We start from the raw sequence: 26,614 nt of genomic DNA on the forward strand, positions 1-26,614 counted from the left end.
GTACACCCGTTGTAAACAAAAACCCTTACGCCAGCGCACCCATGGGATCCCAAGGAGCAAGCTCGATTGGCTCAGACTCATAGGCTTTAAGCTCGTCGGCGGTGAGGTACTTTTTATCAACAACTACCTGATAAACATACTCATCAAACCAGAGCTCAGAGCCAATGTCATAGCCTTTCTTGCCATGGTCATCACCCCAGCTGTTCTCAATGCGCCAGAGCACCGGCGCTCCTTCCGCATCAAGATTTACGCCCTGGATTGTCATAGCGTGTGTCATCAGCGACTCGCCATAATCAAGGCGTGCCGCCTTATCAAGACCTGCCTCAATAGGAAGCTTAAACAGGGTATCCACATCAACACCTGCCGGGTCCAATACGCCATCGTCGCGCAAGAAGCCCTGGTCAACATCAGAGCCAAACCAAACCGGCAGACCATCTTTGAGCTGTGCCACTGCAACGCGCTTTAAGGCTTCGATAGGCAAATTAACGTAGCGCACGCCACCATCTTCAACAAGATTGCCCAAATACTTAACTGTGTAGGAGCGCATGTAGGGCTTATCCTGTGTGGGTGCATTGATGATTGAAATATAGTCGTCGAGGTTCATGTCAACAAACTCAGAAAAGAACTGCTGCGGCGTATAGGTACCACTCACCTTAAGTTCGTTCTTATCATCGCGAATACGCACGTCAAAGCTTTGCGGAGGCTCTCCTAAAGAAATAGACAAAAAGCGATACACGCCCTGCAAGAGCTCTGCTTTAAGCTGGCGAAGCTCATCGACGGACTCACCAGCAGCGGCTGCATCGCGCAACTGCTTAGCGCCTGAGCGCAGGTAGCGCGTGAGATATTTATTGAGGTCTGCGGTATTACAGGAGTTGGCGGTTTCCGGCATAGCCTCTTTGGGCACCACACCATACTTTTTTACTAGCGAGCGAAACATATCCCACTGACCACCATCGCACAAGGGGTCAAAGAGCAAAAACGCAAGCTCTCGACCGTTAAGCGGCTCATTGGCGCTCGAAATAATGTTCTCAAAGAACCAATTAGCGCGCTCGTATTTATCCCAGAAAAGAGGATAGGCCTGAGAAAGCTCAAAGGTCTTAAGACCAAGCTTTTTCATAATACGAAACCGCATGGTATTAAGACTTGCAAACATCCAGCACCGACCCGAGCGCTGCTGATTGGTTGGCTCGCCTTGTTCGAGCTGAATGTCAAAGCTCGTGGTTGCGTGTGCAACTGATGACATAGTGCGTGCCGCCTTGCGAATGCCTGTTGATGTTGTGGCATTTTGCGCAAGCTGAAAGGCGTGTTCGTCTGCGCAAGCAAGACGGGCAGCTTCGGTTTGTTCAGCAGAAATTGCTGCAGAAACACTCATGTGTACTCCTTTTGGTTGGAGATGATTACCTGAGAACCACCATACCCCAGCAGGAGTTAGTCAACACAAACCTATACAGCAGTCGCATAAAAAACAGGCTCCATCAGGCTTAAGAGCACATGAGTTGCATCACCAGAAGCACGACAAAAAGAACACTCCCGATGACAGAAAGAATAAGTTGCCACCGTCGTACACTTTGTGACATTGGCGTGCCTTTTGCGGTATAACCGTAAAAGCCCAGAACAATGCCCAGCAAACATAAAAGCAAAAAACAAAGGTCACGCGCCAACTCACCATATTTCCAACCCAGCAGTTGCGACACAAATGAAAGCAACAAAAGCGCCCCTGAGATTCTATACATAATCCACCAGCGCTGAGCAGCCACTTGCGTATGAGTGCGTGATGCTAAAGACATGATAAACCTAGCCTATCATCTAAATAATTGTTGCAGAAAAGGCGGCAAAGCAATTAACAACACAATGAGTAGTACTGGGTAACTTAAAAGAAAAATCTTGTAAGTCTGCGTCATTGTGTTGCCATTTCTTGTATATCCAATTCGACACAATACAATGCCTGATACTTCTAACAAAATAGCACAGACTATAGATAATGTACGTCCAAATTCCCCTTCTAAAAAAATGGGGAGCGGGTATAAACATAGTACAATACTTACGAACCTTCTTGCTAACCATATGCGATTAGTTGCTCTCCTCGTTTTATCTGGAATTGATTGAAAAGTATCCACACTCATTAGTATGTTCCAATCCCTGCAACTTCTGTATTTGTTCGATATGGAATATGATTTTTACGGCGGAAATACTTTGTAATTTTCTTTTTGACCCATACGCCATGGTTTTTCTGATACGGCAAAGCTTTTGAGAAGGCATCTTTCATTTGGCGCTCCCAGCTCTTTCGCGTAAGCTGATTCTTACTCATGCATATTCTACGCAAAAGAGTTAACCAACTTATACTATCTATTCAACACATCGGTAAGCGGTAGAAAAACGCCCGCAAACGGTAGTATTTTCAACCTGTTGCGAGCTTTCAAACTCTTTGCAGCTAATGAAGGTATCCTCACCAATACTAGTCTATATTTGTATACACCACTCACGGCATAAAACTAACCGTCCACCGAATTATGAAACTAAATAGTTAATTATGTCTAATACAATAGCTCTGAACGTTTCGAACACGGTTTCGTGGAACTTTAAGTCAACAATGACTCGGGGAACAGATTCGTACTATCATGGCTCAAAAGATTTCTATGTCTAAAATACAACACCCTGTTAATATTTGTTTTGACAGTACCGTATTTGCGGTTCTCAATCTTGCAAAGCTCGCACATGTATGCACTCATGAGCTCGATGAAATTATTGAGATGCCTGACAATATGACGCTTGGATCACTCGATGACCTGAGCCCTGAGGCACGTTATGCTGCATATTTACAATATGCAGACTTTCCAAAACCTGATTTTATCGAGCGCATGCATAACTTTCATCAACGTATTTCCCACATGGCACAAGTTCGCATCTGGACAAGTAACCGACTTCACGAACGCGTTGGTATGCTCTATCTAGCAAGTTTACTTGCGCCCAATACAACAGCCACCTATATAAACTATGAACAAAGTGGATTACGTTCGCCTGAAAACGCTATTGAACCTGAACGATATTTGACGTGTCTCACCCATGAGCAAGTCTTTGACATTACATACGCTTGTGCACAATGGCAACAGCTTGTTAGAGAGAATGCGTACGTGCGGGTTTTAAACAACAATTGTGTTCGTAGCCTACCAGAGGATGCATTTGACTCTATCATTTATAAAACCCTTTTAGATGCCGAGCCTCATCAGAGCTTGCCTGAGCTTGCCTATCGCGCAATGCACGCCTCTGCAAAACAGGCAGGAGGTCTTTTAAGTGACGATTTTTTCCGACATCGGATATTGACACTCAAAGCAGCAGGTAAAGTTGATTTCGATGCTTAAAAGAACTTATGTTGAGTACTCGTGCAGCTAGAAAAAACAACTACGCTACCCTTGCGAAAACTCAGCAAAAATTGCCGGCATACACTCAAGCTGAACCCGAGATGCAAACATTTCTCGCGCAGTATAAACAAACGCATCTTCTTTTCCAGCTTGAAATTGCGCCGTCAGAGTCACATTATCAGTAAAGCTGGTATCAGTAATCTGACCCCCTAGCTGCTTAATAATATGCAACACCCTATCATAATCTGCATAAGCAAGCTGTAGGCGCACCGGCACCAACTCTTTCATTTCAACCAATACATGAGCATCTCGCGCCGCATTAAGCGCCGCTGCTGCCGCTGCACTATAAGCACGAACAAGCCCGCCGGGGCCCAAGAGAATGCCTCCAAAATAGCGCACGGTTACACAACATACATCAGCTAAACCCGCACCGCGTAAAACCTCAAGCGTTGGCATACCGCTTGTACGCTGCGGCTCCCCATCATCGCTCGCACGCTCTGTTCCATCAGATAAAATCCAAGCTGACACATGATGGCGCGCATCATAATGCTCAGCACGAAGCGTTGCCAAAAACTCTTGAGCCTCAGATACAGACGAACAGCGTGTAAGGTGGGCACAAAACCGGCTGCGTCGGTCCTCAACAGTCGCGCGAATTATTTCTTTATCCCGCAGGGTAATATAGCTGTCCACATGTGCCCTTCATCGTAGCTGCTCCATGCTCAAAAAAGCGAAGTGAGCCGATAAGCCGGGTTCTGTCGTGGACGATCATTTATCTTGGGCACCTGTTACCAGGGGTCTCTTCGCACGCTACCCGAGTGCGGATTGGGCCAATCCATAGCACTCCTATTTGCGCTTGCTCCGGATGGGGCTTGCCAAGCCGCTGTGTTACCACAACGCTGGTGGTCTCTTACACCACCGTTTCAGCTTTTCCCTTAACGGTTGCCCGCCAGTGGGAGTCTTCTTTTCTGCGGCGCTTTCCGTCAGATCACTCCGCCCGGTTGTTAACCGGCATCCTGCCCTATGGAGCCCGGACTTTCCTCACCTGCATGAGCGATATACCACACAGGCGCGACCGTCTAGCTCACTTCGCGCTCGATATTGTACCATCTGTCCACCCCTTTTTAGTGCTGATATGTTAAAGTAGGCGCTACGTACATGCTTCAGCGAACAGGAGGGATATGGCCGTGCAACGTCGCAACACGCACCAGCGGCAGCTTGTGCTTAATGCGGTTCTTGCGCGCAATGACCACCCCAGCGCTGAAGATATATACCTTGACGTGCGAAACATTGAGGCCACCATAAGTCGCGGAACGGTCTATCGCAATCTTAATTTGCTTGAAGAGTCTGGTCTTATCTCGTCAGTTCATGTGCCAGGCGGTAATCGTTTTGATTGGCGGCTCGATAATCATGCTCATGCCGTATGCACATCGTGTGGCATGTTGGTTGACGCACCTATGAGCTATAGCACGCAGGACGATTGCGCTGCTGAGGCATCAACAGGCTTTCAGATTATGTCGCATACCACCGTATATACGGGGCTCTGTCCACGCTGCCAGACAGCGCAGACAGAACTTGACGGCGATTCATCTACTTGCTCAATTTAGAACGCTTTACACACCTCATACACACCCAGATAGTCTAGCCCAAGGTAAAACAAGCAAGTGCTATAGCTCCAGGCCCTGTATGAGTGCCAATGGTTGCACCAACCTGCACAATAGGCAGCTCTTCGCGGCGAAGCGCCTGCTCCCAGAGCATTGCAGAGTCGTCAATATATTTTTGCAGCAAATGGTCTGACTGACCGCTATAGCCCAAACAAAGCGGCATAGAAAAATCAACACCACCAGCCGTGGTAATCTCTCGATTGAGCAAGTTGCGACCATTTTTTGAGCCACGCGCCCGACCAAGCATCACTACTTCACCATCGCGCACGCCAATAACCGGCTTGATAGACAAAAGTTCGCCGAGCGCCGCTGCCGCTGCCGGAACGCGACCTCCCCGACGAAGAAATTCAAGCGTATCCAACAAGCCAAGGGTGCAGATACGCCCGCGTGCTGCTTCAAGCTCGCCCACTAGCTCCGGCGCTGTCATGCCCGCATCACGCAAGCGAAGCGCATATTCCACCAGAATACCCTCGCCTATTGTTGCCTGCTTACTATCAAGCACATAAATACCGGCTGATGTGCCGCCTGCCTCGTGTGCCGCAATACAAGCACTTTCATGGGTGCCTGACAACTTTGACGAAAGCGTGATAATAACAATCTCATCAGCTCCTGTTGCACGAGCTTGCTCAATAGCTTGTGAATAAGCAAATGGGTTAACTTGACCCGTTGTTGGTAGATGGTCGCCCTCAATCAATAGGTCATAGAAGCGCTCAACACTCAAATCAACACCGTCTTGATAAATTGCCGTGCCAAACGCAATGCTCAGGGGCAAAATTGTGAGCTTGTCATGAGTGCCGGCTGGTATATCAGATGCTGAGTCAGTAATAATATGCATAGTCATGTTCATCCCCTTCTCTCAAAGTTATTGAACACTATATAGTATTTTGTCCATTATCATATGAACCTCATAGTATAGAAGCCACATCGCTGTAATTGCCAAAGCATCGGTATAATAAAGACTTCACCTACGCAGAGAAAGCCTTGACGATACGGTATGAAGCTATATGACGTGCTTTGTGCGCTTCGCAAAAAACAACCTAGCAATCGCTCGTCAGTGAAGCGAGCAACCATGCTTCCTGCCACATCAATGCTCTCAGAGCTCATCAACGCTTGGTGGACACGGCTTTTGCAAGCAATCTATCAGGGTTCACTTTCTCAACAGGAAGCCGCGCTGCCTGAACACGAAACCCGACGCGACTATCTCTGGAATACCCTTGGAACATCGCTTTGGGGTTTCTCCTTTCCTCTGCTCACCATCATTGCCACCCAGCTTGTAGGCGTTGAGGCTGCCGGTATGTTTTCGATGGCTTTTGTTACCGGAACCATTTTGATGATTGGTGCAAGCTATGGCGTGCGCAATCATCAGGTTTCAGACATTGATGAAGCAAGTTCGTTTAGCTCATATCAGCTGCATCGCCTGCTCAGTGTTATCGTTGCCTTTATTCTGGGCTTGCTCTATATATCTGTGCGCGGCTATCAGCCTGCTATGGCGAGTATGTGTACAGGCGTTTATGTGTACAAAGTTATAGACGCGTTTGCCGATGTACATGAGGGACGCTTACAGCAAGCCGACAAACTCTACCTTGCCGGCATTAGCCAGACCATCCGCTCAGGCGCTGTCATATTTACGTTTATTATACTGCTTGTCCTAAGCCATAATCTCACGGTAGCCTCAATTGCCATGGCAATTGTTGCAACAGCAAGTCTTTTGTTTGTTACTGTTCCGCTTGCCTATTTTGAAACCACCCACTCGCGCGGTATTTCTGTACACGAAGTTAGTGACCTGTTCAAACAATGCCTACCGGTGGCGCTCGCACTTGTTCTTTTTAACCTCATTGAATCGAGCCCCAAATTTGTTATGGAAGGCATGCTTGCCTACGAGAACCAGCTGTATTTCAATGCATTGTTCTTTCCTGCACAAGGCATACTGCTAAGCGTTGGATTTTTATACAAACCCCAGCTCTTGCGCCTTGCAAGTATCTGGAGTAACCCGCGCCGGAGGCGGCGCTTTGACCTAATTGTCTTTGCCGTATTAGGCATGGTAGTACTACTTACAATTGGAATGATTGTCTTTATGGGAAGTGTGGGCATAGGTCTTTTGAGCTTTGTCTACGGTCTTGATTTTGAACGCTTCCGCACGCTTGCCATCCTCATGATTGTGGCAGGTGGCATAAGCGCGGCAATCGACTTTCTCTATGCCATTATTACAGTGCTTCGCCGCGGTCAGGATGTGCTCAAGCTCTATGCGCTTGCCTTTGTAGCATCAATTGTTCTACCGTTTGCACTTATTGCACTCATGGGGCTTGAAGGCGCTGTTATAAGCTACCTTGCAAGCATGACACTGTTGTTAATAGCATTGCTTATTGCGTATCTGCATATTCGCCGTGCCATCACCCGTGAGCGCAACCCCTTTCACGAACAAAAAGCCTCATAGCTTTATTCAGCTGCGCGTCTCACTCGTTACACACCCAGAGGTCACACCTAAGGCGTATGCAAGAGCCTATTTAATGACGCGCACGCGATACATTGCAGAAATACGCTTGAGTGCCTCAATGGTTGAATCGTTGAGATGCTCATCAGTATCAAACATGGTATAAGCGTTCTCTCCGGCACTCTCGTTTACCATACGCTGCACGTTTGCATTGTCACCAGCCAAAATAGCGGTAATCTGACCAATCATGTTGGGCACATTGGCATGCAAGCATGCAATACGGCTTGCTGCGCGCGCCTTACCCATAGAGCAAGCGGGATAGTTAACAGAATGAGCAATATTGCCATGCTCTAAATAATCTTTAAGCTCAGAGATGGCCATATCAGCACAGTTGGCCTCAGCTTCTACCGTACCTGCCCCCGAATGCGTTGTAATAAACGTATTTGGCATTACAACCGTTGCCGGAGTGGCAAAGTCAGTAGCAAACCACGAAAGCTTGCCTGTCTCAAGAGCTTTAGCAACCGCTGCCTCATCAACTACAGTTTCGCGGGCAAAGTTAATAAGCACAGCGTTTGGCGCTAAAAGCTCTAGCTGCTCAGTTGAAATCATCTGAATGGTGTCAGCTTTAGACGGAACATGCAGGCTTAGATAATCGCAGTCACGGCACAAATCCTCAAGCGTGCCGGTGCGCTGCACCTGCTGAGAGAGCGCCCAAGCATGTTCGATAGAGATAAAGGGGTCATAACCATATACATCCATACCCAAATCAACCGCTGCATTGGCCACTTTAGACCCAACGTTTCCAAGACCCACAACGCCCAAGCGCTTACCGCGAATCTCGTGTCCTACAAAGGCTTTCTTTGCTGCTTCGGCACGTGTAAAAATATCAGCCTCATGTGCATGCTCGCGAACCCAATTCATGGATTGAACAACACCTCTGCTTGAAAGCACCATCATAGCAATAACTATCTCTTTTACAGCATTAGCGTTAGCGCCTGGTGCATTAAAGACCACCACGCCTTGACGTGCGTAATCTGCAATGGGGATATTATTAACACCTGCTCCGCAGCGTGCAATAGCTCGAATAGACTCAGGCAACTCATAACCGTGCAAATCGGTTGAACGCATAAGAATGGCATCGGCCTCATGAGCATCATCTACAAAGTCATACCCATCGCCAAATTCAATTGCACCGTCTTTGGTAATGTCATCAATGGTTTTGATATAGCGCATAACTGCCTCCTTGAGCATGATGTAAGTTTCTTAAACGCCCCGCATGTCGCGGGACTTTGAGCAGCAAGAAACTGCTCTTATTAAAAATCAACGCCGAAATTACTCAAAACTTTTTAGATAGTTGATGAGCGCCTGAACACTCTCCATACTCACTGCATTATACAAACTCGCACGCATGCCTCCCACCAGCCGGTGTCCGCGAATGCCTACGATACCCGCAGCGTCAGCGCCTGCTAGCACCGCAGCTTCAAGCGCATCATCTTGTGCCCGAAACGTCACATTCATCCAAGACCGTGAGTTTTTCTCTGCAGTGCCATAAAAACACGGTGAGCTATCCAAAAAGTCATACAGTGCACGGGCCTTAGCGCGATTATGCGCCGCTATAGCTTCAAGCCCACCAAACTGTTCAATCCAGCGAAAGACAAGACCTGCCACATAGATACCAAAGGTATTGGGCGTATTGTATAGCGAGCCTTGCTGCGCCTGAATGTGATAGTTCATATAGCTCGGACAAATATCGGCACGTGCAGCGCCTTTTGCAATAAGCTCATCGCGCACAATAACAATGGTCACACCTGCCGGTCCAGCATTTTTTTGAGCGCCGGCATACAATAAGTCAAAGCGCTCAATATCAAACGGAGCGCTCAAAAAACAACTTGATACATCAGCTACCAGCGGAGTATTTCCCAGATAGGGTAGTTCATAAAAAGCCGTGCCAAATATGGTGTTATTGAGACACATATAAACGTAGTCAAGCGGTTGAAGAGCTGCAGCGCCTTCAATATCGGCAAGTGTGGGAAGCTGTGCAAAATTGAGTTGCTCGGTGCTTGCCAGAACATGTGCCTCGCCGTATTTCTGCGCTTCTTGCCAGGCTTTTTTTGCAAAATTACCTGAAATAACGTAGCCCGCCTGCCCTGTTTTCATTAAATTGAGCGGAATACCGGCAAATTGAAGCGTTGCCCCACCCTGTAAAAAGAGCACACGATAGCGCGCCGGAATCTTAAGTAGGCGTCGAAGGCTTGCCTCAGCATCGTCAATAATGGATTGAAAGCTTTGCGATCGGTGGCTCATCTCCAGGATTGACATACCAGAACCATCATAGTTGAGAAGATTGTCCTGAACCTCTCTCAATACTTCTTGTGGCAATGCTGCAGGTCCTGCATTAAAGATATGCTTGCGTTGCAAGGCGAACCTCCCGCTTAGATGCTCGTTAAGAAAGCCAAACTCTAGCACACGAGCCAGATGCTGTAGCGGCAAGTTTAGTGGTTCATCACTCTGTAATTATTTGGAGGGCGCCTAATGGGTGTCAAAGCCTTGAGCAAGTGCCATCGCTATAGCCATATCGGCTTCATGCGTTAGAGAGAGAAGCACTTCTGCAACACCCACGTCGTGCAGAAGTGCTTGTAGTTCTTTTGTTCCCTCAAATACCGGCTCACCACTTGCGCGGTCATAGCTTGTCACATCACGCAGGTCAAAACCGGCTGGTGTACGGGGAGCTACCGCCTTAAATACCGCCTCTTTAATCGCAAACCGACCGGCAAGATAGGTACTGCCCCGTCGCCCACGCGCACAGGCATCACTCAGCTCTCGAGCAGAAAAAGTCCGACTCAAAAATGGGTCAAGCTTAAGCGCATCAAGACCTCGCTCAAGGTCTTGTGCTTCAAAGCGCGACCAATATTTATCGATGTCGGATATACTCACCGAATCAATGCCAATGCCTAAAATCATGTCAGCAACACCCACATACTACTCAAGCTTCTAAGGGCGTACATGCCGCTATGCCGTATGCACACGCCGCCTTAAAGCATACACGCCTAATACCCAACATGCTGCCATAACCACAAGGCTGAGTACAAACATCCAAATATAGCCATGGGGAAGCTCACAAATCCATGCCCAAAATACTGCTGCTACCGCCCCCATAAGAGAGCCCACCATAGAAATACGCGCATACACATCGGTATAAGAAGCTCCTCCAAACACCGAGCGCGTCAGAAGAGGTGTTTGTACCGTTGTGCAGGAATACACAAGACCAAACAGCAAAGAGCCGCCCAAGAGTGCAAAGGGAAGCTCAGGAGCAAGCATCATAATCAGTACACCCACCATGCCAGCTCCAATGCCAAGCGAGAGGCTGCCCACAATACTGCGGTCGCTCAAGCCACCAAGCGCAACCTTACCAAAGGCCTGTCCAGCCATACAAGCAGCAGCAACAATACCGCTCACGCCCGCAGCAGCGCCCACGCCCCCATCGGCCAAAAAGCTCGTGTATGAGGGTAAGAACTGATACACCGTCTGGTTGAGCGTAATAAGACCACAAAAGCACGCCAAGGCAAGAAATGCAGGGCTTTTGTACAAGCTCGAATGACTGTCAGGCGCTGGCGCATCTTCTGAGCTTTGTGACGTGGAGCTACCAGCCGATGTTTGCTCAGACGCTCTAGCTGCTGCAGGTGCCTCACCTAAACGGTTGAGCCCAAGCTCTTCGGGGCGCGCACGTACCAAGCATGCAATAAGGGGCAAAGCACCAATACAAATAATAAGACCAAAGACCAGATATGCTAGGCGCCAGCCTTCGGGTCCGGTAGCGATAAGTGCTGAGCCTAGAGGATTAAAAACCACACCACCAATACCGGTAAACGCCATGCAAAGACCTACAAAAAAGCCTACACGCTCCGCGCACCACGCGTTAATAAGAGTGGGTACTGCAAGATATAACAGCGGAGCCACGCCTGCACCAATAAAGGCGCTTACCACGTAGAACTGCCACAATTCTTGGAGCTGCGAAAATACAATAAGCCCCACTCCACATAAGGCGCATGCCACACTTAACACCACGCGAATATTTCCATGGCTCATTAAACGCCCAGCAAAAGGCAACGACAGCATCATAGCAATGTTAGCGATGCTAAAGTACAGCGAAAATGCTGCTTTTGAAACGCCGAAGGCGGCGCTTACCGGTGTGAAGAAAATACCCGCACAAGAATATACCAGCGCACAAGGAACCCCGGTCATAATAATGCCAGTTAGCACAATAATATAGGCATAGTGAAAGCGTGGCTTACCAGCAGAAGATGCCTGCACCTGAGAACTCACTCGTTTCATCTCATTTCTAACTTTGACGTACGAACACACAGGATGAGCAGAGCGCGCCTAACAGCTATCGAAACAGCTACCACGCTCAACTCATCGCAGCCCTATTCAGCTAGCACGCTGCAAAAGCTCCCGGCATATCAAAACCGTCCCATGAAGGCTCACCGCTAAATTGCATGACGGCCTCTTCACCCTCAAGGGCGCGAATAGCGCCGCTTGCCAACGCATCCATCTCAAAGTCACCTGCATAGACCTCAAGAGGAGCAATCCAACCCACGCGCTCACGGACATAAGCAACAAAACCAGGGTCATGGCTCACGCCGCCGGTAAGCACAATTGCGTCAACCTGACCTTTAAGTACGGCCGCAAAGCCACCAATGGCTTTTGCCACCTGATAGGCCATAGCTTCATATACCAGCTTAGCCCAGCTATCCCCCGCTTCAATGCGCGCAATAAGCTCACGCGTATCATCGGTGCCCGTAAGACCAAGGAGTCCCCCGCGCTTGCCCACAACCGCACTCATATCTTGCTTAGACAGCTTGCCCGCAAATGCCATATCAATCAGCGGCTTAGCCGGAACATCGCCTGAACGATTAGGAGCAAAAGGACCCGAGCCTTCCAATACATCATTAGCATCTACCATACGACCCTGCTCATGCGCTGCAACCGATAAACCGCCGCCCACATGAGCAACAATGATATTTGCCTGCGCGTAGGACTTACCTTGTGCCTGAGCTGCGCGCAGGGCACACTCTTTTTGATTAAGGCAGTGCACGTGGCTCTTGCGATACACCCCCGGATAGCCGGTAATACGCGCCACATCGGCAAGCTCGTCGGTATCAGGCTGGTTCACTGCATAGGCAGGCTTGCCGTGCAGCTGAGCGAGAGCAAACAACAATGGAGCACCCAAAACTGCCGGGTGATTAACACCGGAATTCATCACGTGGTTGCATACCTTCTGGTCAATTGCAAAAATGCCGCCCACCGTGGGACCCATAGCGCCACAATAGCCTGAGAACGCATCGATGTCTTCTAAAGCAACACCTTGCGCCTCAAGCGTTGTAAGAATGGTTTGATAGCGATAATCAAACTGGTCAACAGCAAAGTCAAATGCTGCAAGCTCATCTGCTGGGTGCGTTATATTGCAACGAAAAACTGCCTCTGAATCTCGAAATACTGCCACCTTGGTTGAAGTTGAACCAGGAGATAGCGTCAAAATGGTATGCGTCACATCAATTCCTTTCACGTGCTAAACACAGCACACCGCACGAGCAATCGCACGGTGTGCTCATATCTTGGCTCTATACGTTTACCTCTATACGGCAAATGGGATATTTATTGCTGTTTTTGAGCCTGCGCGCGCATCAGCGCACCCATAACAACATCAATAACCACCACAGTAACATAGCTAACAGCCATCAAAATTGGGAAGGTTCCCAGCCATGCCTCAACAAAGTGATTGCCACCCGTTGCCAACGCCGTCATGCTTGCCGACATAATAATCATGTAGATTAAATCGGTAACCAACAGCTCAAATGCATGTGCCAGCATCGACTCACCCAAGGGCTGAGCTGCACGCTTTGCAAGATCTGGCACCGGAATTACCAGCTGAATGAGAACGTTGACACAAAAGGCGCTTGAAGTACCCATAAACCAAGGAATAAAGCTTATCGGTGTTCCGCTCACTAGCATAGCTGTGGTATTGATGATGCAAGCAATCACCAAATTGATTACCAACGTTACTGCACTCCACCTTACCATATACAACTCCCCTCTCGAGTCGATTAAACAAGACAAGCCCTACCTTATGGGCTTGTCTTACCTATCAATACGGATACCGCCCGTATTGCTTACTCCTCATGTTTGTGAGCTAGCCTTTGCGCCGCTGCGTCGCAGCCAAGAGTTGCAACATATCCAACCAGCAGCAAGGTGATATAGCTTTGCCACCAGAAATCAAAGATATTCACACCCCCTGTTGCTAGATATGCCATCGATAACGAAATACAACTCACATAACAGGCATTAACCACAAACAACTCAGCTAGATGCTGCACGACAGCTGATTTAAGCGGAGCGGTGATTCGCGCCGCAAAAGCCGGTACCGGCAGCACGAGCTGTAATAAAACATTGATACAAAAGGCACTTGCCGTACCAGGAACCCAAGATAAGACAGAGAGCGGAGCTGCGCTAACAAGCATCGCCGTTGTATTGATAATGCATGCAAGCACTAAATCAATTACTAGAGTTGATGTGTTCCACCTTGTCATATGCAACCCCTCTCTCGCGTCAACAATCTAGCGGGCTGCTAACACCAGCATGGCAATATCGCCGACGATTTCATCTACCGTGGCACCGCGCGACGAATCGGCAACGGGGCGCTTAAATCCAGAAAGCGTATGACCATAGGCCGAGCCACCTGCAAAGCGCTGAATCATTTTGACAGCAATATTTGCTGCATTAAGGTCTGGGAATACCAGCACGTTAGCCTTACCAGCAACCTCGCTTGCGCGGTTGAGCTTCTTTGCAGCAACAGCAGAATCTAATGCGGTATCCAGCTGAAATTCTCCGTCGGCAAAGATGTCAGGGCGACGCTCATGCACAAGCTGAACCGCCTCTTGCACGCGGTCAACCGATGCGCCAGCTCCTGACCCCACGCTAGAGAAAGACAAGAAAGCAACGCGCGGTGTCCAGCCCATCATGGCCTGCACACTATCTGCTGCTGCAATGGCAATTGAAGCAAGCTCAGCAGCAGTTGGCTCAGGATTAAGACCGCAGTCGGTAAACGCGATAAGGTTTCCCTCTGGCCCTTCGAGATGAGGGGTGGTAACCAATGCCACAATGCTTGGTACATCAACCCCCTCAGCTAATCCAAGCATGGTAGATGCTGCCATGAGCACATCACCGGTGGTATTGGTGTGTCCACAAAAACTTGCGTCAACCTTGCCCATCTCTTCAAGCATGAGCGCATAGTGCATAGGGTCTTTTATCTTGCGACGAGAACCCTTAGCCGAGAGCAGACGCGGCGCAGCCTCCATAAACGATGCGGCCAGCGCATCTGCTGCCGCCTCATCGGTGGTATCAATGAGTTCAAGGTCTGATACATCAACACCTGCAGAGGCAGCCGTCGCTCTAACGACATCGGCTGGACTCACCAGCACCGGAATAGCAATGCCCAAGTCTGCAATCTTTCGAGCTGCTAACAAGGTGTTCTCAGCTTCGCACTCTGGTAGCGCAACACGCTTTTTAGGTGCTTGTTGTGCCTCAGCAATCAACTGCTCAATTAGGGTATCCATACCCATAGCCCCTCTAATCAATGTCTATCAACGCGTCTTTTGACAACTACATAGACAGCTTGTCATCAATAAACTGAGCGGCATCGGCAAAGGTTGCCATCTTGTTGAGCTCCATATACGGAACCTCAACCTCATACTCGTCCTCAAGTGCCGAGGCAAACTGAACAATATTTACTGACTTGGCATGAAGGTCATCGACAAACGAGGTTTTCTCAGAAAGCGTTGCTGCGTCAACACCAAAAATTTCTGCTGCCTTGTTCTTAAGGATGTCTACAACTTCTTCTTGAAACTCATTCATGATAGTTCCTTTCGCATTAGTAAGAGTTCTCTACATATCCATCCATCGCACTTAGCCACGATAGATATAATCACCAACCTGATATTTTGGCGGCACAACCGGAATCTGAAGGTACGAATCGTAGTCACCACCGGTATGGATAACATGCATACCATCACCGTTGTCGGTTGCATGGTTCATATCGTTATCGTGGAACCACTCAGTCTTGATAAAACGACCAGCTACAACAACTGATAGCTGCTCGCCCTTATGCCAGATGCGTGAGTGTGGATACAGCTCAATATCAACCGGAACAATCTCTCCTGGCTTCATGCGCTCCTCGCCAGTGTGTGCATGTACCGGCTGAAAATCTGTTGCAAGTTTTGGATCAAGCTCGCGATGAGAGCAACGAAGGAAGCCCCATGCGCCACGGAAAGGAGCACCCATAACACGCAGAGGCACATAGTTGCCCTCAGCGTCGAGCTTGATAATCCACGGGAAGAGATCCATATTGTCGTGACCACGGCATTCAACATGAAGATGCAGCTTCATAAAGCCGGTAATCTCGGTATCCTCTTGGAACTGATAGGTAAAGCTTGTCGTATCTGTCTTGGGGTCATAAACCACCTCAGCAGGCGTAGCAACTGGCTCAGCTGAAGCGCCACCATTGCTTGCATCAAGATAAATCTTGCGATACTCCGTGCGCTTAATGGGGAAGGTTTCCTCAGCGCGCTTTGATGCAAAGTCATAGTCATAAGCATCCATAACATCAATGCGTACACGCGGCGTAAACTCCCAGCCGTTATTGATGTCCTTGAGATAGCGATCAAAGAATCGCTTCAAATCCTCAAGATTCTCTGGGTTATAGCTATCAGGCCACTCAAAATCGCGGTGAGCACGCATCCACTTTTTAGGTGAGCGAATACGGCGGAAGCCCTCAAAAGCACCGCGCAGGTGATGATGCACCCAGCCTGCTGTTACATAGGTTGGGATACGAATCTTATTCCAGTCAACAATCTTGTCTTTGTAATAGGCATTCATATAAGGATACTTAGCAATCATTGCGGTTGTATCCTCAATGTAGTTGTTAACCGCAAGCGCCTGAATAATGTGTGTCTCATAGTCAGGATTGGGAATGCCTCCGCAGAAATAGCTTTCGCGGTAGAGGTCGCCGGTGCCCTCCCAAGCAGCAAGGCAGGCAAGATGAGGTGGACGCTGAGCAGCAATGCGCCAGTGGCTCATGCATACACCTGAGTTACCCAGCATGGTGGCCTTACCGTTGCACCAGTCTTGTGCGGTAACCCACTCAATAAAGTCGTAACCGTCCTCAGCGTCTTGGTGACCCCACAAATACACATCACCCTCAGAGTTGCCCACGCCGCGCGGGTCAACATTAGCAACTGCATAGCCATGGCGGCACCAATATCCCGGGTCTGGTGACTCAAACTTGGCATAGGTAGATACCGTCTTAGGCGGAACACCCATCAACTGCCACGAATCCATACCTTCACTGGGATTTTTACCAAAAGGACCAAAGGCGCAAATAACAGGCACTTTTTCGGTGGTATTTGCCGGGCGATAAATATCGCAATAAATAGTTACTCCATCGCGGAGCACACATGCCTGGTCGCGCTCACAAATAACACCTGGAAGCTCTGTCATATAGGTATGCGGCTGATACGGAGCGCAATAGCCCATGGTCGCAACCATCTCTCCATCGCCACCGTCACCACTCTCACGCAAACGGCGCTTAATCTCGTCAAGCTCCTCACGCGATTTACCAGGGTTACCCTTAGCAAAGGGAACCTCAAACTCCTCATCACCAAAGCGTATTGTTTTGGTAATACCTTGGTTGGGCTCAGCCATACGTGGCTCCTTTCACAACCTGTGCCCCATATTCTGGGCAAAATCCTTTATTTAATGGTCGATGAAATGCAAACATATGTCTTTGTACAAAATTCTAATTATTTGTATTGAAGTGAGCTGCGAAGGTAGCTATGAGGCAAAGATGTTCAGCGGAGGCTCAGAATATATTGCACGATTTGCTATAATTTCCTGAGAAAATATTGCGATTGGAAACGATTATGAACCTTCAAGAGCTGTTAAACCAATTGGAATTTATTCCAAAAACCAATCTCTCTCAGCAGGCATTAGCGTACGAAATTGCAGGCGTATACCTCTACACTCCCCACATGCACATTCAAGTACATGGCGAGCGTTTTATCTACTTTATTGAAGAGCGCAACATGGCAAAAGTTGATAGCGCATGTAGCAAGCATCATATCTGGTTTGTATTAACCGAGCACGCCTCCGCTCACGCGCACGCCACTCAGCTGCAAAGCTGTAGTGTTGCAGACCGAACGCGCTGGATTGATGCCTATACATGCTTTGTTAGTGAGTTTCAGCGCATTGCCGCCAAACACGAAATGCTGCTCGCACTCACCGCAGCTATAAATAACGGCGCAAGCCTTGAGCGCATAGCAAACGATGCAGCTGAAATTTTGGAAGGCCCTGTATCAATTCTTGATACATCGCTTGCTTTTCGTGCGCGCTCAAAAAGCTTTCTTGCCATGTTTGCTGGTCAAAAAGATGCTGAAGAGCAAATGATTCCCGAAAATGCGCTTCCGCTCATGCGCGCACGGGGCTTTGTCAACCCATGGAAACCCACCGAACTTGCTATTTTTAGCTGGACGGGTGAGGACCAAAACCACTATACCAATCACTATGCCTCAGTGTTTAATCATGACGTGCTCGTGGGGTCGGTGAGTTACTTCACCAAAAATGAAGCTGCTCGACCGAGCCGCGTTGCACTTATTCCTGTTATCGCGCAGCTTGTAAGTATTGCCATGCAGCGCCAAAACAGCCACACGCTGAACAAAGGCTTGTACTACACGCATCTATTTCAGCAGCTTGAGGACAAAACCATCAGCATTGAGCCTGATGAAATAGCGCGGCGTTTAGTATTTTATGGCTACCAGCTTAAACGCCATCTTCATGTGGTTGGGGTTGATATGCGAGCAAACTGGCTTCCTGCCGAGCGACTGCGCCCGCTTGCTGAGCAACTTCAAAGCTATATTCCACACAGCCTCTATGTTATACGTGATGACGCAATTCTTTTTTTGACCAGCCATGACACCTGGTATGAAGAAAGTGCGGCAGACCAGCCTGGTCTTGCAGAGCTAGCACAGCGCATGGGGCTGAGGCTAGGCATTTCGGCAAGCTTTACCGACATTCGAGAGCTTCCGGTTAAAATACGCGAGCTGCGGCGTGCTATAGAAATTGGTTTGCAGCGTGAACCTCAGCTTTTGGTGTGGCCGTATAGCAGGTTTCGCGTTGCAGATTTTGTATCTCGCATGAGCACGAGCGTTGATGCAGAATTCTTTTTGTATCCCCCGCTCATGCGCTTAATTATCCATGATGAAACACATGGCACGCAGCTCACCCAAACGCTTGCCTGTTACCTAGATGCTCACCAGCAAGTTGATACCGCCGCCGACCAGCTTTTTATCCACAAAAACACCCTCTACTATCGCCTCGCTCAAATAAAAGAAATCATGCAGGTCAATCTGGGCGATGGCAAGGTAATTTGTCAGATTATTATTGGGCTTGAGCTCACGTGCCAGCAAGGACGTATCACGCTTACTTATCGTGAAAAAGCCTCTACCAGCCAAGCACCTGCTGCATCTGTTGCTGCTCAATCAAAGACTCAAAACTAAAGCGACCCTCATCTACATGATAGGTTGCAAGCGAGCAATTGCCCGGTACCTCATGCAGCTCTAAAGAGGTCTCAGGGGCAACACAATGAAGGATAATCCGGCTTACTGAGCCATGGCTCACCACCAATACACGCTGATGATTGGGGCGCGCCATAATGCGCGTAAGAGCTGCCATCACCCGCTCCTGAAACCTATCCTGCCGCTCGCCACCATATGGCTCAAAGAAATTACCCCACGGGTAGGCTGGCATCAGCTCCACGCGCTCAGCCTCAAAGCTTCCAAAGCCCCATTCACGCAAATCGGCAACGCGCTCAAAGGGCATATCGGTAATATGCTCAAGCGTTTGATGTGTGCGTGCAAGTGTTGAGGCGTACGCATAATCAAAGCTGATACCGCGCTGCTGGCAAAAGGCACCCACGCGTTTTGCCTGTTCATGACCTAGGTCAGTTAAAGGAGAATCAACCCAGCCCTGTATCAAGCGACGCTCGTTAAAGAGAGTTTTCCCATGACGAACAATGTATAAGGTTTGACTCATATGCGCTCTCCATACAACGATGTTTAGATGTTAGCTTAGGTAAGTTCGTGTAGTTGTGCAAGCGAAGCACTATGTTTGGGGGCAAGGTGCGCTAAGGTAGAAGCACATAACATGTTGGATACAGATACTCATATCTGCTTTTTAAATTGGAAGGACGCTTCATGAATCTCAATCAAGCGCTGGAATATGCAAACGCCTTTTATTTTCCTGAGCTTATTTTTGCATCAGGCTATGAATCAATCGAGGCTGAGCGACAGAAAGGCGAGGAGGCGCTGAGAGCGCTCCTCGATGAATGGGCTAGCGCTGAGCCAGCCAGCTTTAGTTTTGATGTGGTGCGTGAGCTCGCCGATCGCAATCGTGGCGTGTGTGATGCCATTGGTGAGGCGCGCTTGCGCAATACCCCAAGCATTGCGCTTGCGCGTGCACTTTCAGATAAAGATTTGTGCGCAGGAATTGCGGCTATGCAAGGTCGAAGCGCCGCAAGTGTTGAGCGAGAGGTAAGAGGTGCTCGCGACGCTTATGCAGTTGCTTATGTTCGCAAACCCATAAAGGGCACCGTGCTGGGCATTGACATTGAGACCACAGGAACAGCACCTGAGCGCGGATATATTGTTAATGTAGGCTGGGAGTTGATGCAGCTCACAAGCGATGCAACACCAAGCGACGGTGAAGCTGTCTTTTGCGGACTTCCTGAGGAGCCTTATAAAACAAGTGGCGTTCCCATGGAGAAAATTCACCATATCACCTGGGATATGATTGAAGGGTCAACTCCCTTCCGTGAAGACAGCGCACTACAGGCTCGCCTTCTTAAGCTCATGACCAAGTATCCCATCATGGCGCATAACGCCGCATTTGAAGACTCATGGTTTATGCTGCATCTTGCAGGCTACGCTGAGGCACGAAAAGCAGGAAAGATTACTGTCATTGACTCGCGTGACATCTGCCGTAAGCTTGATGGTGATGTTGCGGGTCTACCGCGTGAGTCTGCACCAGCTGCGCTTGAGAATTGGGCACGTCGCCGAGGTACCCTTGATGCTAACGACACCGAACGCCACCTCGGTCTTGATGACACCGACCTTATGCTGCGGACGGTTCAGGCAGAAATGAACCTCAAGAATATGTTTGCAAAGTAGATGTGCGCAAAGAGCATGTCTTAACGGGAAAACAAGACCTCTAGGTGGTGCGCGGAGCGCGCATGGCTCTCATGGCATTCAAAATAGCCAGAACCGCCACACCCACATCGCCAAATACCGCAAGCCACATGCTTGCCATGCCCGCCGCTGCAAGCGCTAAGATAAGCAGCTTAACGCCAAGGGCAAAGGCAATGTTTTCCCAAACAATTCGCATAGTGCGGCGCGCCAGGCGAATAGCAGCAGCAATATTGAGCGGGTTATCGTCCATCAAGACAACGTCGGCGGCTTCTATAGCTGCGTCACTCCCCATAGCCCCCATAGCAATACCTACATCGGCGCGGGTGAGCACAGGCGCATCGTTAATGCCATCCCCCACAAAGGCAAGTTTTGCACGGTCAGACTGTTCATCAAGAAGCTGCTCAACAATTCTCACTTTATCCGCAGGCAAAAGCTGAGCGTGCGTCTCATCAATTTTTAGCTCCGTAGCTACCGCTGCTGCAACTTCTTGCCGATCGCCTGAAAGCATAACAGTTCTTGCCACGCCAGCCTCGCGCAAGCCATCAAGTGCGGCGGCAGCATGTTCCTTAATGACATCAGCGATAACCATATGGCCAATGTAGCGCTCATCAAGACTTACATGGAGCACCGTGCCGGTAAGGGTGCATTGATGATAGTCTCGTCCTTGCTCGCTCATAAGTTTGTCGTTGCCCACGACAACCACATGCTCATCAATTTGCGCCATAACCCCATGACCGCTCAGCTCCTGAACCTCGCACAAACGCTCGGTATCAATCACACCGCTATAAGCCGCCAAAATAGAAAGCGCAATAGGGTGCTCAGAGTATGCCTCAGCATGCGCAGCAAGCGAGAGTAGATAATCTTGGTCAATACCCTCTTCCGGATGAATTGCCACTACATGAAAACTACCATTGGTCAGTGTTCCGGTTTTGTCAAAAACAACAGTATCAACATCGGCAAGGGTCTCTAGGTAGTTAGCACCTTTAATCAAAATGCCCAGCTTTGAAGCACCGCCAACGCCGCCAAAGAAGGACAGTGGCACGCTAATAACAAGTGCGCAAGGGCAGCTCACCACCAAGAAGGTAAGCCCGCGCAGCAACCACGTACTCCAAGCGCCCATGCCCAAAAGGGGCGGAAGTATTGCAAGCGCAAGTGCAGCGCAGCAAACTATCGGGGTGTATAGGCGTGCAAAGCGCGTAATAAAACGCTCGGTATGTGCCTTTTTTTCGCTCGCATGCTCAACCAACTCAAGAATCCTGCTCACCGTTGAGGCTTCATAGGGCTTTGTGGTGCTTACACGCAAGACGCCCGTCATGTTTATACAGCCCGAAATAATCTGGCTCCCCGGACCAACTACGCGTGGCACCGATTCACCTGTAAGCGCTGCGGTGTTAAGCTGTGACTCTCCATCTATAACAACACCATCAAGCGGAACGCGCTCGCCCGGCTTGATAAGAATGGTGCTGCCCACACTAACCTCATCAGGGTCTACCTCATGAATATCAGCACCCTGTATGAGGTTGGCATACTCAGGAGCAATATCCATCATAGCGGCAATTGATGTACGGCTCTTTCCAACGGCATAGGACTGAAAAATCTCCCCCACCTGATAAAACAGCATAACCGCCGCGCCTTCTGCCATGTGTGGGTCAGTATGCGGAAAACAAATCATTGCAAACGACCCAAGCGTTGCTATGGTCATGAGGAAGTTTTCATCAAAGACCTCACCGCGGGCAATATTGCGAACAGCACGCGTGAGTACATCATGGCCAGCAATGCCATACGGAATGAGATAGAGCGCAAAACGAACGTATAACTCGGCGGGAGTTGGCACGAGAGTCTTAAGATAGCCTGTTTCATCAAGTGCGAGAACAACAGCAAATATCACAAGCGCTATGCCAATACGACGAACGCGGTGCGCCAAGGTTTCGCGACGACGACGTTTTTTACGACGAGGTGTTGCCATGCTCATGTTCTCCGTTCTACTCTTTTCCACCTGATGGAGCTGCTCTAGCTACGAAATGTGTATATGAACATTTCTGCATGTATGAGGATGTGGCGTGTACGCCCTATATCAGCCTGCGCTGGACACCTATACCAGTACGGCGCAATCGGGCTCAAGGTCTTCAACACGCTCGATAACTCGGTCAAGCACCTCATCAAACTGAGCGTCCTCTGCCTCAAGCGTTAGCTTTTGCGTAAAAAAATTAACCTTAACCGACATAACACCAGACACCTCAGAAAGATTGTCTTCGAGTTTTTGTGCACAGTTTGCGCAATCAATTTCATCGAGTTTATAGGTCTTTCGCATAGTTCACTCCTTTGATAAAAATGACACCTTTAGCTCATAGCTTGGGCTACGACGCATGCATCAAGCTTTGTGTTGCCTGAGCTGATACATGTGCATACGGCAAAGCTTGCAATGTATCACGTGCTAGAAAATCGGCAGCAGACGCGCGATTAGCATGCGGTTCTAACACATGGCTCATGCCTTGGTCCAAAATAGTTGCAACGTGCCCGTCAGCGAGTGAATACAAAATATTGCGACCCTCGCGTCGGTAGCGCACCAAATGAGCCTGACGAAGCGTGCGCAGCTGATGGGACACCGCGCTCTGAGATGAACCTGTAACCTCTGCAAGGTCACTCACCGAACGCTCACACGACATAAGCGCATAGAGCAGTTTTATGCGTGTGGTATCTGAAAACATGCGGAACAAATCTGCCAAGTCATAGAGGATTTCCTCGGCAGGCAGCGCTTTGTTGCCCGCAGGCTGATGCATAAGCTTATCCGGTGAGTTGTTTGAGACTTGTACGTCTTTGGCATGCATCATGAGCACTCCCCTCATATGAACAATCACTCATATAATATATATTTGATTATATGAACGTCTATTCATATGTCAAGGGCACGCAAAACACCCGCATGCTTTGTGATGTTCCCAAAGCTTGAGTGGTTATGCTAGCACGCGAACAACGCTCCTACGAGCGCTGTTCGTCATGTAAACCTACCTACGGGGATTTCTGCAGTTAATCTGCGACGCCTTCGTTGTTAGTCCTCAATACTCACAAGCTCAATTTCAAAGATTAAATCTTTGCCTGCAAGTTCATGATTGGCATCGAGCGTTAAACTGTCGAGCGTTTTCTCAGTCACCGTAACCGGCATTGGCTGTCCGCCAGGACCGGTTAAATAGAGCTTATCTCCCACCGTAATGTCAGCAAAATTCGGGACGCGCTCCGCTGGAAATTGCAGCAATAAATCATCACGGTACTCACCATATGCCTGATTGGCAGGAATTTGAACGCGACGAGACTCGCCTAGACTCATGTTCTCTACCGCAGCATCAAAACCCTGAATCATCTGACCAGCACCACAGACAAACTCAAGTGGCTCGCCGCGATCATATGAACTATCAAATTGTGTACCGTCAACTAAGGTTCCCCGATAATGGGTACGAACTCGCTTGCCTTGATTTGACATAATTACTCACTTTCAACGCGATACATAGACAGGCGTCAACTATAGTTGATGGACATGACTATGCAGGCGTTACAAATCAAATGCATGAAAGGGACAGCCGCAGTATGAAAACCCCGTATGACTATAAACTCGTACTGCCTGACGGACAGTCCTGTACCATTGAGGTTCATCCGAAGCATGTAAAGAATTGCACCTTACGTCTCACCCGTGATGGTCGCTTCACCGCAAGTGTTCCTAGTCGCTTATCCTCAGCGCAAATAGCTGAGTTTTTGGAACGTCATCGCATGTGGGTTGCTACAAAAGCAGTTCTCTTTGCAGAACAACATAACAAACGACTAGCATATGCAAACATGTTTCCCCTGTGGGGAAGGCTTTTATCTGCAGCAGAGCTTTTGAAGCACTATGAACAGCTCAGTTCAATGAGGTGTAATGGGCATGAACACCTAAAGCTTGAGAAGCTTTGCATAGATGTCTATCACCTTGAAACAGAGCGGGCACTTCTCCCACTTGTCGAGGAACTTGAAGCTACAATGCATGTTCATGCCGCACACTGGAGCGTGCGCAGCATGAAAAGCCGCTGGGGCTCGTGCACACCGGCTTCTGCACGCATACGCATCAATGCTCGCTTGGCTGCCTATCCTCCTGAGTGCCTGCGCGTTGTTGTAGCCCATGAGTTGGTGCATCTGATTGAACGGGGGCATACAAAGCGCTTTCACATGCTGCTTGATTGCTACGCCCCTAACAACCGTGAGGTTATGGCCATATTAAAACGAGACCCTATACTCCTTGCTGCAGAAAACGTATCGTCAGAAGTTTGAACGTCAGACAGTGCTGGTGGTGAAAAGCACGTTGCAACACAACCAAGAAAGAATATGCGACCGCTGGAGACTGTCTCTCTTTTTGCACTGTTAAAAGGCGCTATGCATCAGGTATCCGAACGAGTTTTGAATGAATATCTATCACTTTGGCAAAAATGACTAATTTGACGCAAAAATCTGTCATTTTTGACTAGTTTGGTATAAAAAGACAATTGTTGTTTTTCTCGCAGCCCATTTACCTGCAGCTTTATAAAACAAATATTAACCCGCTGGGTCATACAGAGTACTTTTTCGTCATTTTTGCCAAAGCGACAGGTGTAACTTATTTATGCGACGGTAATAATAGACGTAGTTTAGTGTATGAGCTGCTCGATACATTACTCAAACATAGAATGGCACGCTTCCAAAAAGGACGGAATACGTGTTCCACAAGAACCTTCACATAGAAGAGCACTTATGAAAAACGTATTCCGCCCATGCAAGTACAAAAAGTAACCTGCAAAAGCAAACAGACACCAAGCTCCCCGTTTGTACAGGCATACTCACTTAGAGATTGATGTGGCTTTCTTTAATTGGGAATGCCTCAGCAAAGTGACATGCACAATGATGCCCTAGTTTTACCTCGTTGAACTCAGGGGTCTTCTCAGAGCAAACCGCCTGTGCAATGGGACAGCGCGTATGGAAGCGGCAGCCCGAAGGCGGATTGATGGGTGAAGGCGGGTCACCGGCCAAAATAATACGGCGGCGTTCACGCTGAATATCCGGGTCGGGAATAGGCACCGCACTCAACAGTGACTGAGTATAGGGGTGGTGAGGCTCAGCGTAGAGTGACTTCCAGTCGGAAACCTCAACCATCTTGCCTAGATACATTACGGCAACACGGTCGGAAATATGCTGAACAACCGAAAGGTCATGCGCAATAAAAAGATACGCGGTGCCAAAACGCTCTTGAAGCTCTTTTAACAGATTGAGAACCTGTGCCTGAATAGACACGTCTAAAGCCGAAACCGGTTCGTCACAGATGATGAGCTTGGGACGCAGCGCAAAGGCACGTGCAATACCAATACGCTGGCGTTGTCCACCCGAAAACTCATGCGGATAGCGATTGATATGCTCAGGGTTTAAGCCCACTACATCAAGCAGCTCGCGCACACGCTCCAGGCGTTCAGATTTCGTGCCAACCTTATGAATAACCATAGGCTCAGAAACAATCTCACCAATGGTCATGCGCGGGTTCAGACTTGCATAGGGGTCTTGGAAAATAAACTGCATGTCCCGGCGCATAGCTTTAAGCTCTTTGCTGTTCATGGCAGCAACATCGCGACCCTCAAAAAAGACATGGCCAGAGGTGGGCTTGTTGAGGCGCATAATCGTGCGACCGGTTGTTGACTTGCCGCAACCCGACTCGCCTACCAGACCAAAGGTCTCACCTGGATAAATCTCAAACGAGACGTCGTGTACTGCCGAAACAACACTCTTAGAAAAATAGCTGCTAAAGACACCAGAGCCAGCAACAAACTCTTTTGAGAGGTGCTCAACCTTCAGCAGGGGTTCTTTTGTAGTATCTGCCATAGG

Annotated in this window: 26 protein-coding genes, 1 other RNA gene and 1 pseudogene; 6 read left to right on the forward strand and 22 right to left on the reverse strand. The window is 48.9% G+C overall.

Features of this window, described 5'->3' with window-relative positions:
- Positions 1 to 25 precede the first annotated feature (25 nt).
- The 3 genes from KPC83_RS04815 to KPC83_RS04825 form a co-directional block, all read right to left on the reverse strand.
- Positions 26 to 1,372 carry an aminopeptidase C gene (locus tag KPC83_RS04815; RefSeq protein ID WP_216278134.1) on the reverse strand — a complete coding sequence of 449 codons (1,347 nt, stop codon included), beginning with the start codon at positions 1,370 to 1,372 and terminating at the stop codon, positions 26 to 28.
- A 109-nt stretch (positions 1,373 to 1,481) separates the two neighbouring features.
- Entirely contained in the window at positions 1,482 to 1,787 is a 306-nt protein-coding gene (locus tag KPC83_RS04820; protein ID WP_216278135.1) for a hypothetical protein, read from the reverse strand.
- 335 nt (positions 1,788 to 2,122) lie between these two features.
- The gene (locus KPC83_RS04825; protein WP_216278136.1) at positions 2,123 to 2,308 is read right to left on the reverse strand and encodes a hypothetical protein; all 186 of its coding nucleotides are present in this window, start codon (positions 2,306 to 2,308) and stop codon (positions 2,123 to 2,125) included.
- Between the two features lie 328 nt (positions 2,309 to 2,636).
- On the opposite strand from KPC83_RS04825, the gene KPC83_RS04830 reads away from it, so the two are divergent.
- A complete protein-coding gene (locus tag KPC83_RS04830; RefSeq protein ID WP_216278137.1) occupies positions 2,637 to 3,359 on the forward strand; it encodes a DUF3658 domain-containing protein in 723 nt (240 codons plus the stop codon).
- A 45-nt stretch (positions 3,360 to 3,404) separates the two neighbouring features.
- Here KPC83_RS04830 and KPC83_RS04835 read toward each other — a convergent pair whose 3' ends face one another.
- Together KPC83_RS04835 and rnpB are read right to left on the reverse strand one after the other, a co-directional pair.
- The gene (locus KPC83_RS04835; RefSeq protein ID WP_216278138.1) at positions 3,405 to 4,049 is read right to left on the reverse strand and encodes a YigZ family protein; all 645 of its coding nucleotides are present in this window, start codon (positions 4,047 to 4,049) and stop codon (positions 3,405 to 3,407) included.
- Between the two features lie 35 nt (positions 4,050 to 4,084).
- Positions 4,085 to 4,447, reverse strand: an RNA gene (rnpB, locus tag KPC83_RS04840) — RNase P RNA component class A.
- Positions 4,448 to 4,537: 90 nt separating this feature from the next.
- Between rnpB and KPC83_RS04845 the strand changes: the two genes are divergently transcribed.
- On the forward strand, positions 4,538 to 4,963 hold the full coding sequence (locus tag KPC83_RS04845; protein ID WP_216278139.1) for a transcriptional repressor: 426 nt from the start codon (positions 4,538 to 4,540) through the stop codon (positions 4,961 to 4,963).
- Positions 4,964 to 4,997: 34 nt separating this feature from the next.
- Here KPC83_RS04845 and KPC83_RS04850 read toward each other — a convergent pair whose 3' ends face one another.
- Positions 4,998 to 5,861, reverse strand: a complete 864-nt coding sequence (locus KPC83_RS04850) for a DegV family protein (protein WP_216278140.1) — start codon at positions 5,859 to 5,861, stop codon at positions 4,998 to 5,000.
- Positions 5,862 to 6,014: 153 nt separating this feature from the next.
- Here KPC83_RS04850 and KPC83_RS04855 point away from each other — a divergent pair, with 153 nt between their 5' ends.
- Positions 6,015 to 7,454: a lipopolysaccharide biosynthesis protein gene (locus tag KPC83_RS04855; RefSeq protein ID WP_253200876.1), complete on the forward strand. Its 1,440-nt coding sequence runs from the start codon at positions 6,015 to 6,017 to the stop codon at positions 7,452 to 7,454.
- A gap of 66 nt (positions 7,455 to 7,520) precedes the next feature.
- Here the strand turns inward: KPC83_RS04855 and KPC83_RS04860 are convergent, their stop codons facing one another.
- The 10 genes from KPC83_RS04860 to KPC83_RS04905 all read right to left on the reverse strand — a co-directional run bounded on the left by KPC83_RS04860 (position 7,521) and on the right by KPC83_RS04905 (position 17,207).
- Complete coding sequence (locus KPC83_RS04860; RefSeq protein WP_216278141.1) at positions 7,521 to 8,684, reverse strand: phosphoglycerate dehydrogenase; 1,164 nt, start codon at positions 8,682 to 8,684, stop codon at positions 7,521 to 7,523.
- 99 nt (positions 8,685 to 8,783) lie between these two features.
- Positions 8,784 to 9,869 carry a 3-phosphoserine/phosphohydroxythreonine transaminase gene (gene serC, locus KPC83_RS04865; protein WP_216278142.1) on the reverse strand — a complete coding sequence of 362 codons (1,086 nt, stop codon included), beginning with the start codon at positions 9,867 to 9,869 and terminating at the stop codon, positions 8,784 to 8,786.
- Between the two features lie 111 nt (positions 9,870 to 9,980).
- Entirely contained in the window at positions 9,981 to 10,427 is a 447-nt protein-coding gene (locus KPC83_RS04870; protein WP_216278143.1) for a holo-ACP synthase, read from the reverse strand.
- A 33-nt stretch (positions 10,428 to 10,460) separates the two neighbouring features.
- Entirely contained in the window at positions 10,461 to 11,774 is a 1,314-nt protein-coding gene (locus KPC83_RS04875) for an MFS transporter (protein WP_216278144.1), read from the reverse strand.
- A 109-nt stretch (positions 11,775 to 11,883) separates the two neighbouring features.
- Positions 11,884 to 13,002 carry a butyrate kinase gene (buk, locus tag KPC83_RS04880; RefSeq protein WP_216278145.1) on the reverse strand — a complete coding sequence of 373 codons (1,119 nt, stop codon included), beginning with the start codon at positions 13,000 to 13,002 and terminating at the stop codon, positions 11,884 to 11,886.
- A gap of 104 nt (positions 13,003 to 13,106) precedes the next feature.
- Complete coding sequence (locus KPC83_RS04885; protein WP_216278146.1) at positions 13,107 to 13,532, reverse strand: hypothetical protein; 426 nt, start codon at positions 13,530 to 13,532, stop codon at positions 13,107 to 13,109.
- A gap of 89 nt (positions 13,533 to 13,621) precedes the next feature.
- Positions 13,622 to 14,038: an ABC transporter ATPase gene (locus tag KPC83_RS04890; protein ID WP_216278147.1), complete on the reverse strand. Its 417-nt coding sequence runs from the start codon at positions 14,036 to 14,038 to the stop codon at positions 13,622 to 13,624.
- Positions 14,039 to 14,065: 27 nt separating this feature from the next.
- Positions 14,066 to 15,064: a phosphate acyltransferase gene (locus KPC83_RS04895; RefSeq protein ID WP_216278148.1), complete on the reverse strand. Its 999-nt coding sequence runs from the start codon at positions 15,062 to 15,064 to the stop codon at positions 14,066 to 14,068.
- 46 nt (positions 15,065 to 15,110) lie between these two features.
- The gene (locus tag KPC83_RS04900; protein ID WP_216278149.1) at positions 15,111 to 15,362 is read right to left on the reverse strand and encodes an acyl carrier protein; all 252 of its coding nucleotides are present in this window, start codon (positions 15,360 to 15,362) and stop codon (positions 15,111 to 15,113) included.
- Positions 15,363 to 15,413: 51 nt separating this feature from the next.
- The gene (locus KPC83_RS04905) at positions 15,414 to 17,207 is read right to left on the reverse strand and encodes a CocE/NonD family hydrolase (RefSeq protein ID WP_216278150.1); all 1,794 of its coding nucleotides are present in this window, start codon (positions 17,205 to 17,207) and stop codon (positions 15,414 to 15,416) included.
- Positions 17,208 to 17,425: 218 nt separating this feature from the next.
- On the opposite strand from KPC83_RS04905, the gene KPC83_RS04910 reads away from it, so the two are divergent.
- Positions 17,426 to 19,057, forward strand: coding sequence for a CdaR family transcriptional regulator (locus tag KPC83_RS04910; protein ID WP_216278151.1), 1,632 nt, complete (start codon positions 17,426 to 17,428; stop codon positions 19,055 to 19,057).
- Here the strand turns inward: KPC83_RS04910 and KPC83_RS04915 are convergent.
- On the reverse strand, positions 19,002 to 19,592 hold the full coding sequence (locus tag KPC83_RS04915) for a histidine phosphatase family protein (protein ID WP_216278152.1): 591 nt from the start codon (positions 19,590 to 19,592) through the stop codon (positions 19,002 to 19,004). The two genes, KPC83_RS04910 and KPC83_RS04915, sit on opposite strands and share 56 nt — an antisense overlap.
- Positions 19,593 to 19,753: 161 nt before the next feature.
- Between KPC83_RS04915 and KPC83_RS04920 the strand changes: the two genes are divergently transcribed.
- The gene (locus KPC83_RS04920; protein ID WP_216278153.1) at positions 19,754 to 20,725 is read left to right on the forward strand and encodes a 3'-5' exonuclease; all 972 of its coding nucleotides are present in this window, start codon (positions 19,754 to 19,756) and stop codon (positions 20,723 to 20,725) included.
- A 40-nt stretch (positions 20,726 to 20,765) separates the two neighbouring features.
- Here KPC83_RS04920 and KPC83_RS04925 read toward each other — a convergent pair whose 3' ends face one another.
- The 4 genes and pseudogenes from KPC83_RS04925 to KPC83_RS04940 form a co-directional block, all read right to left on the reverse strand.
- The gene (locus KPC83_RS04925; RefSeq protein ID WP_253200877.1) at positions 20,766 to 22,709 is read right to left on the reverse strand and encodes a heavy metal translocating P-type ATPase; all 1,944 of its coding nucleotides are present in this window, start codon (positions 22,707 to 22,709) and stop codon (positions 20,766 to 20,768) included.
- A gap of 126 nt (positions 22,710 to 22,835) precedes the next feature.
- On the reverse strand, positions 22,836 to 23,054 hold the full coding sequence (locus KPC83_RS04930) for a cation transporter (RefSeq protein ID WP_216278155.1): 219 nt from the start codon (positions 23,052 to 23,054) through the stop codon (positions 22,836 to 22,838).
- A gap of 160 nt (positions 23,055 to 23,214) precedes the next feature.
- Positions 23,215 to 23,523: pseudogene (locus tag KPC83_RS04935) on the reverse strand (ArsR/SmtB family transcription factor); the annotation flags it as partial.
- A gap of 269 nt (positions 23,524 to 23,792) precedes the next feature.
- Positions 23,793 to 24,221 carry a peptidylprolyl isomerase gene (locus KPC83_RS04940; protein ID WP_216278157.1) on the reverse strand — a complete coding sequence of 143 codons (429 nt, stop codon included), beginning with the start codon at positions 24,219 to 24,221 and terminating at the stop codon, positions 23,793 to 23,795.
- Between the two features lie 104 nt (positions 24,222 to 24,325).
- Here KPC83_RS04940 and KPC83_RS04945 point away from each other — a divergent pair, with 104 nt between their 5' ends.
- Positions 24,326 to 25,039, forward strand: coding sequence for a M48 family metallopeptidase (locus KPC83_RS04945; protein ID WP_216278158.1), 714 nt, complete (start codon positions 24,326 to 24,328; stop codon positions 25,037 to 25,039).
- Between the two features lie 546 nt (positions 25,040 to 25,585).
- Here the strand turns inward: KPC83_RS04945 and KPC83_RS04950 are convergent.
- Positions 25,586 to 26,611 carry an ABC transporter ATP-binding protein gene (locus KPC83_RS04950; RefSeq protein ID WP_216278159.1) on the reverse strand — a complete coding sequence of 342 codons (1,026 nt, stop codon included), beginning with the start codon at positions 26,609 to 26,611 and terminating at the stop codon, positions 25,586 to 25,588.
- Positions 26,612 to 26,614: the final 3 nt, after the last annotated feature.

It is taken from the genome of Collinsella sp. zg1085, assembly GCF_018889955.1.
GTDB lineage: Bacteria > Actinomycetota > Coriobacteriia > Coriobacteriales > Coriobacteriaceae > Collinsella.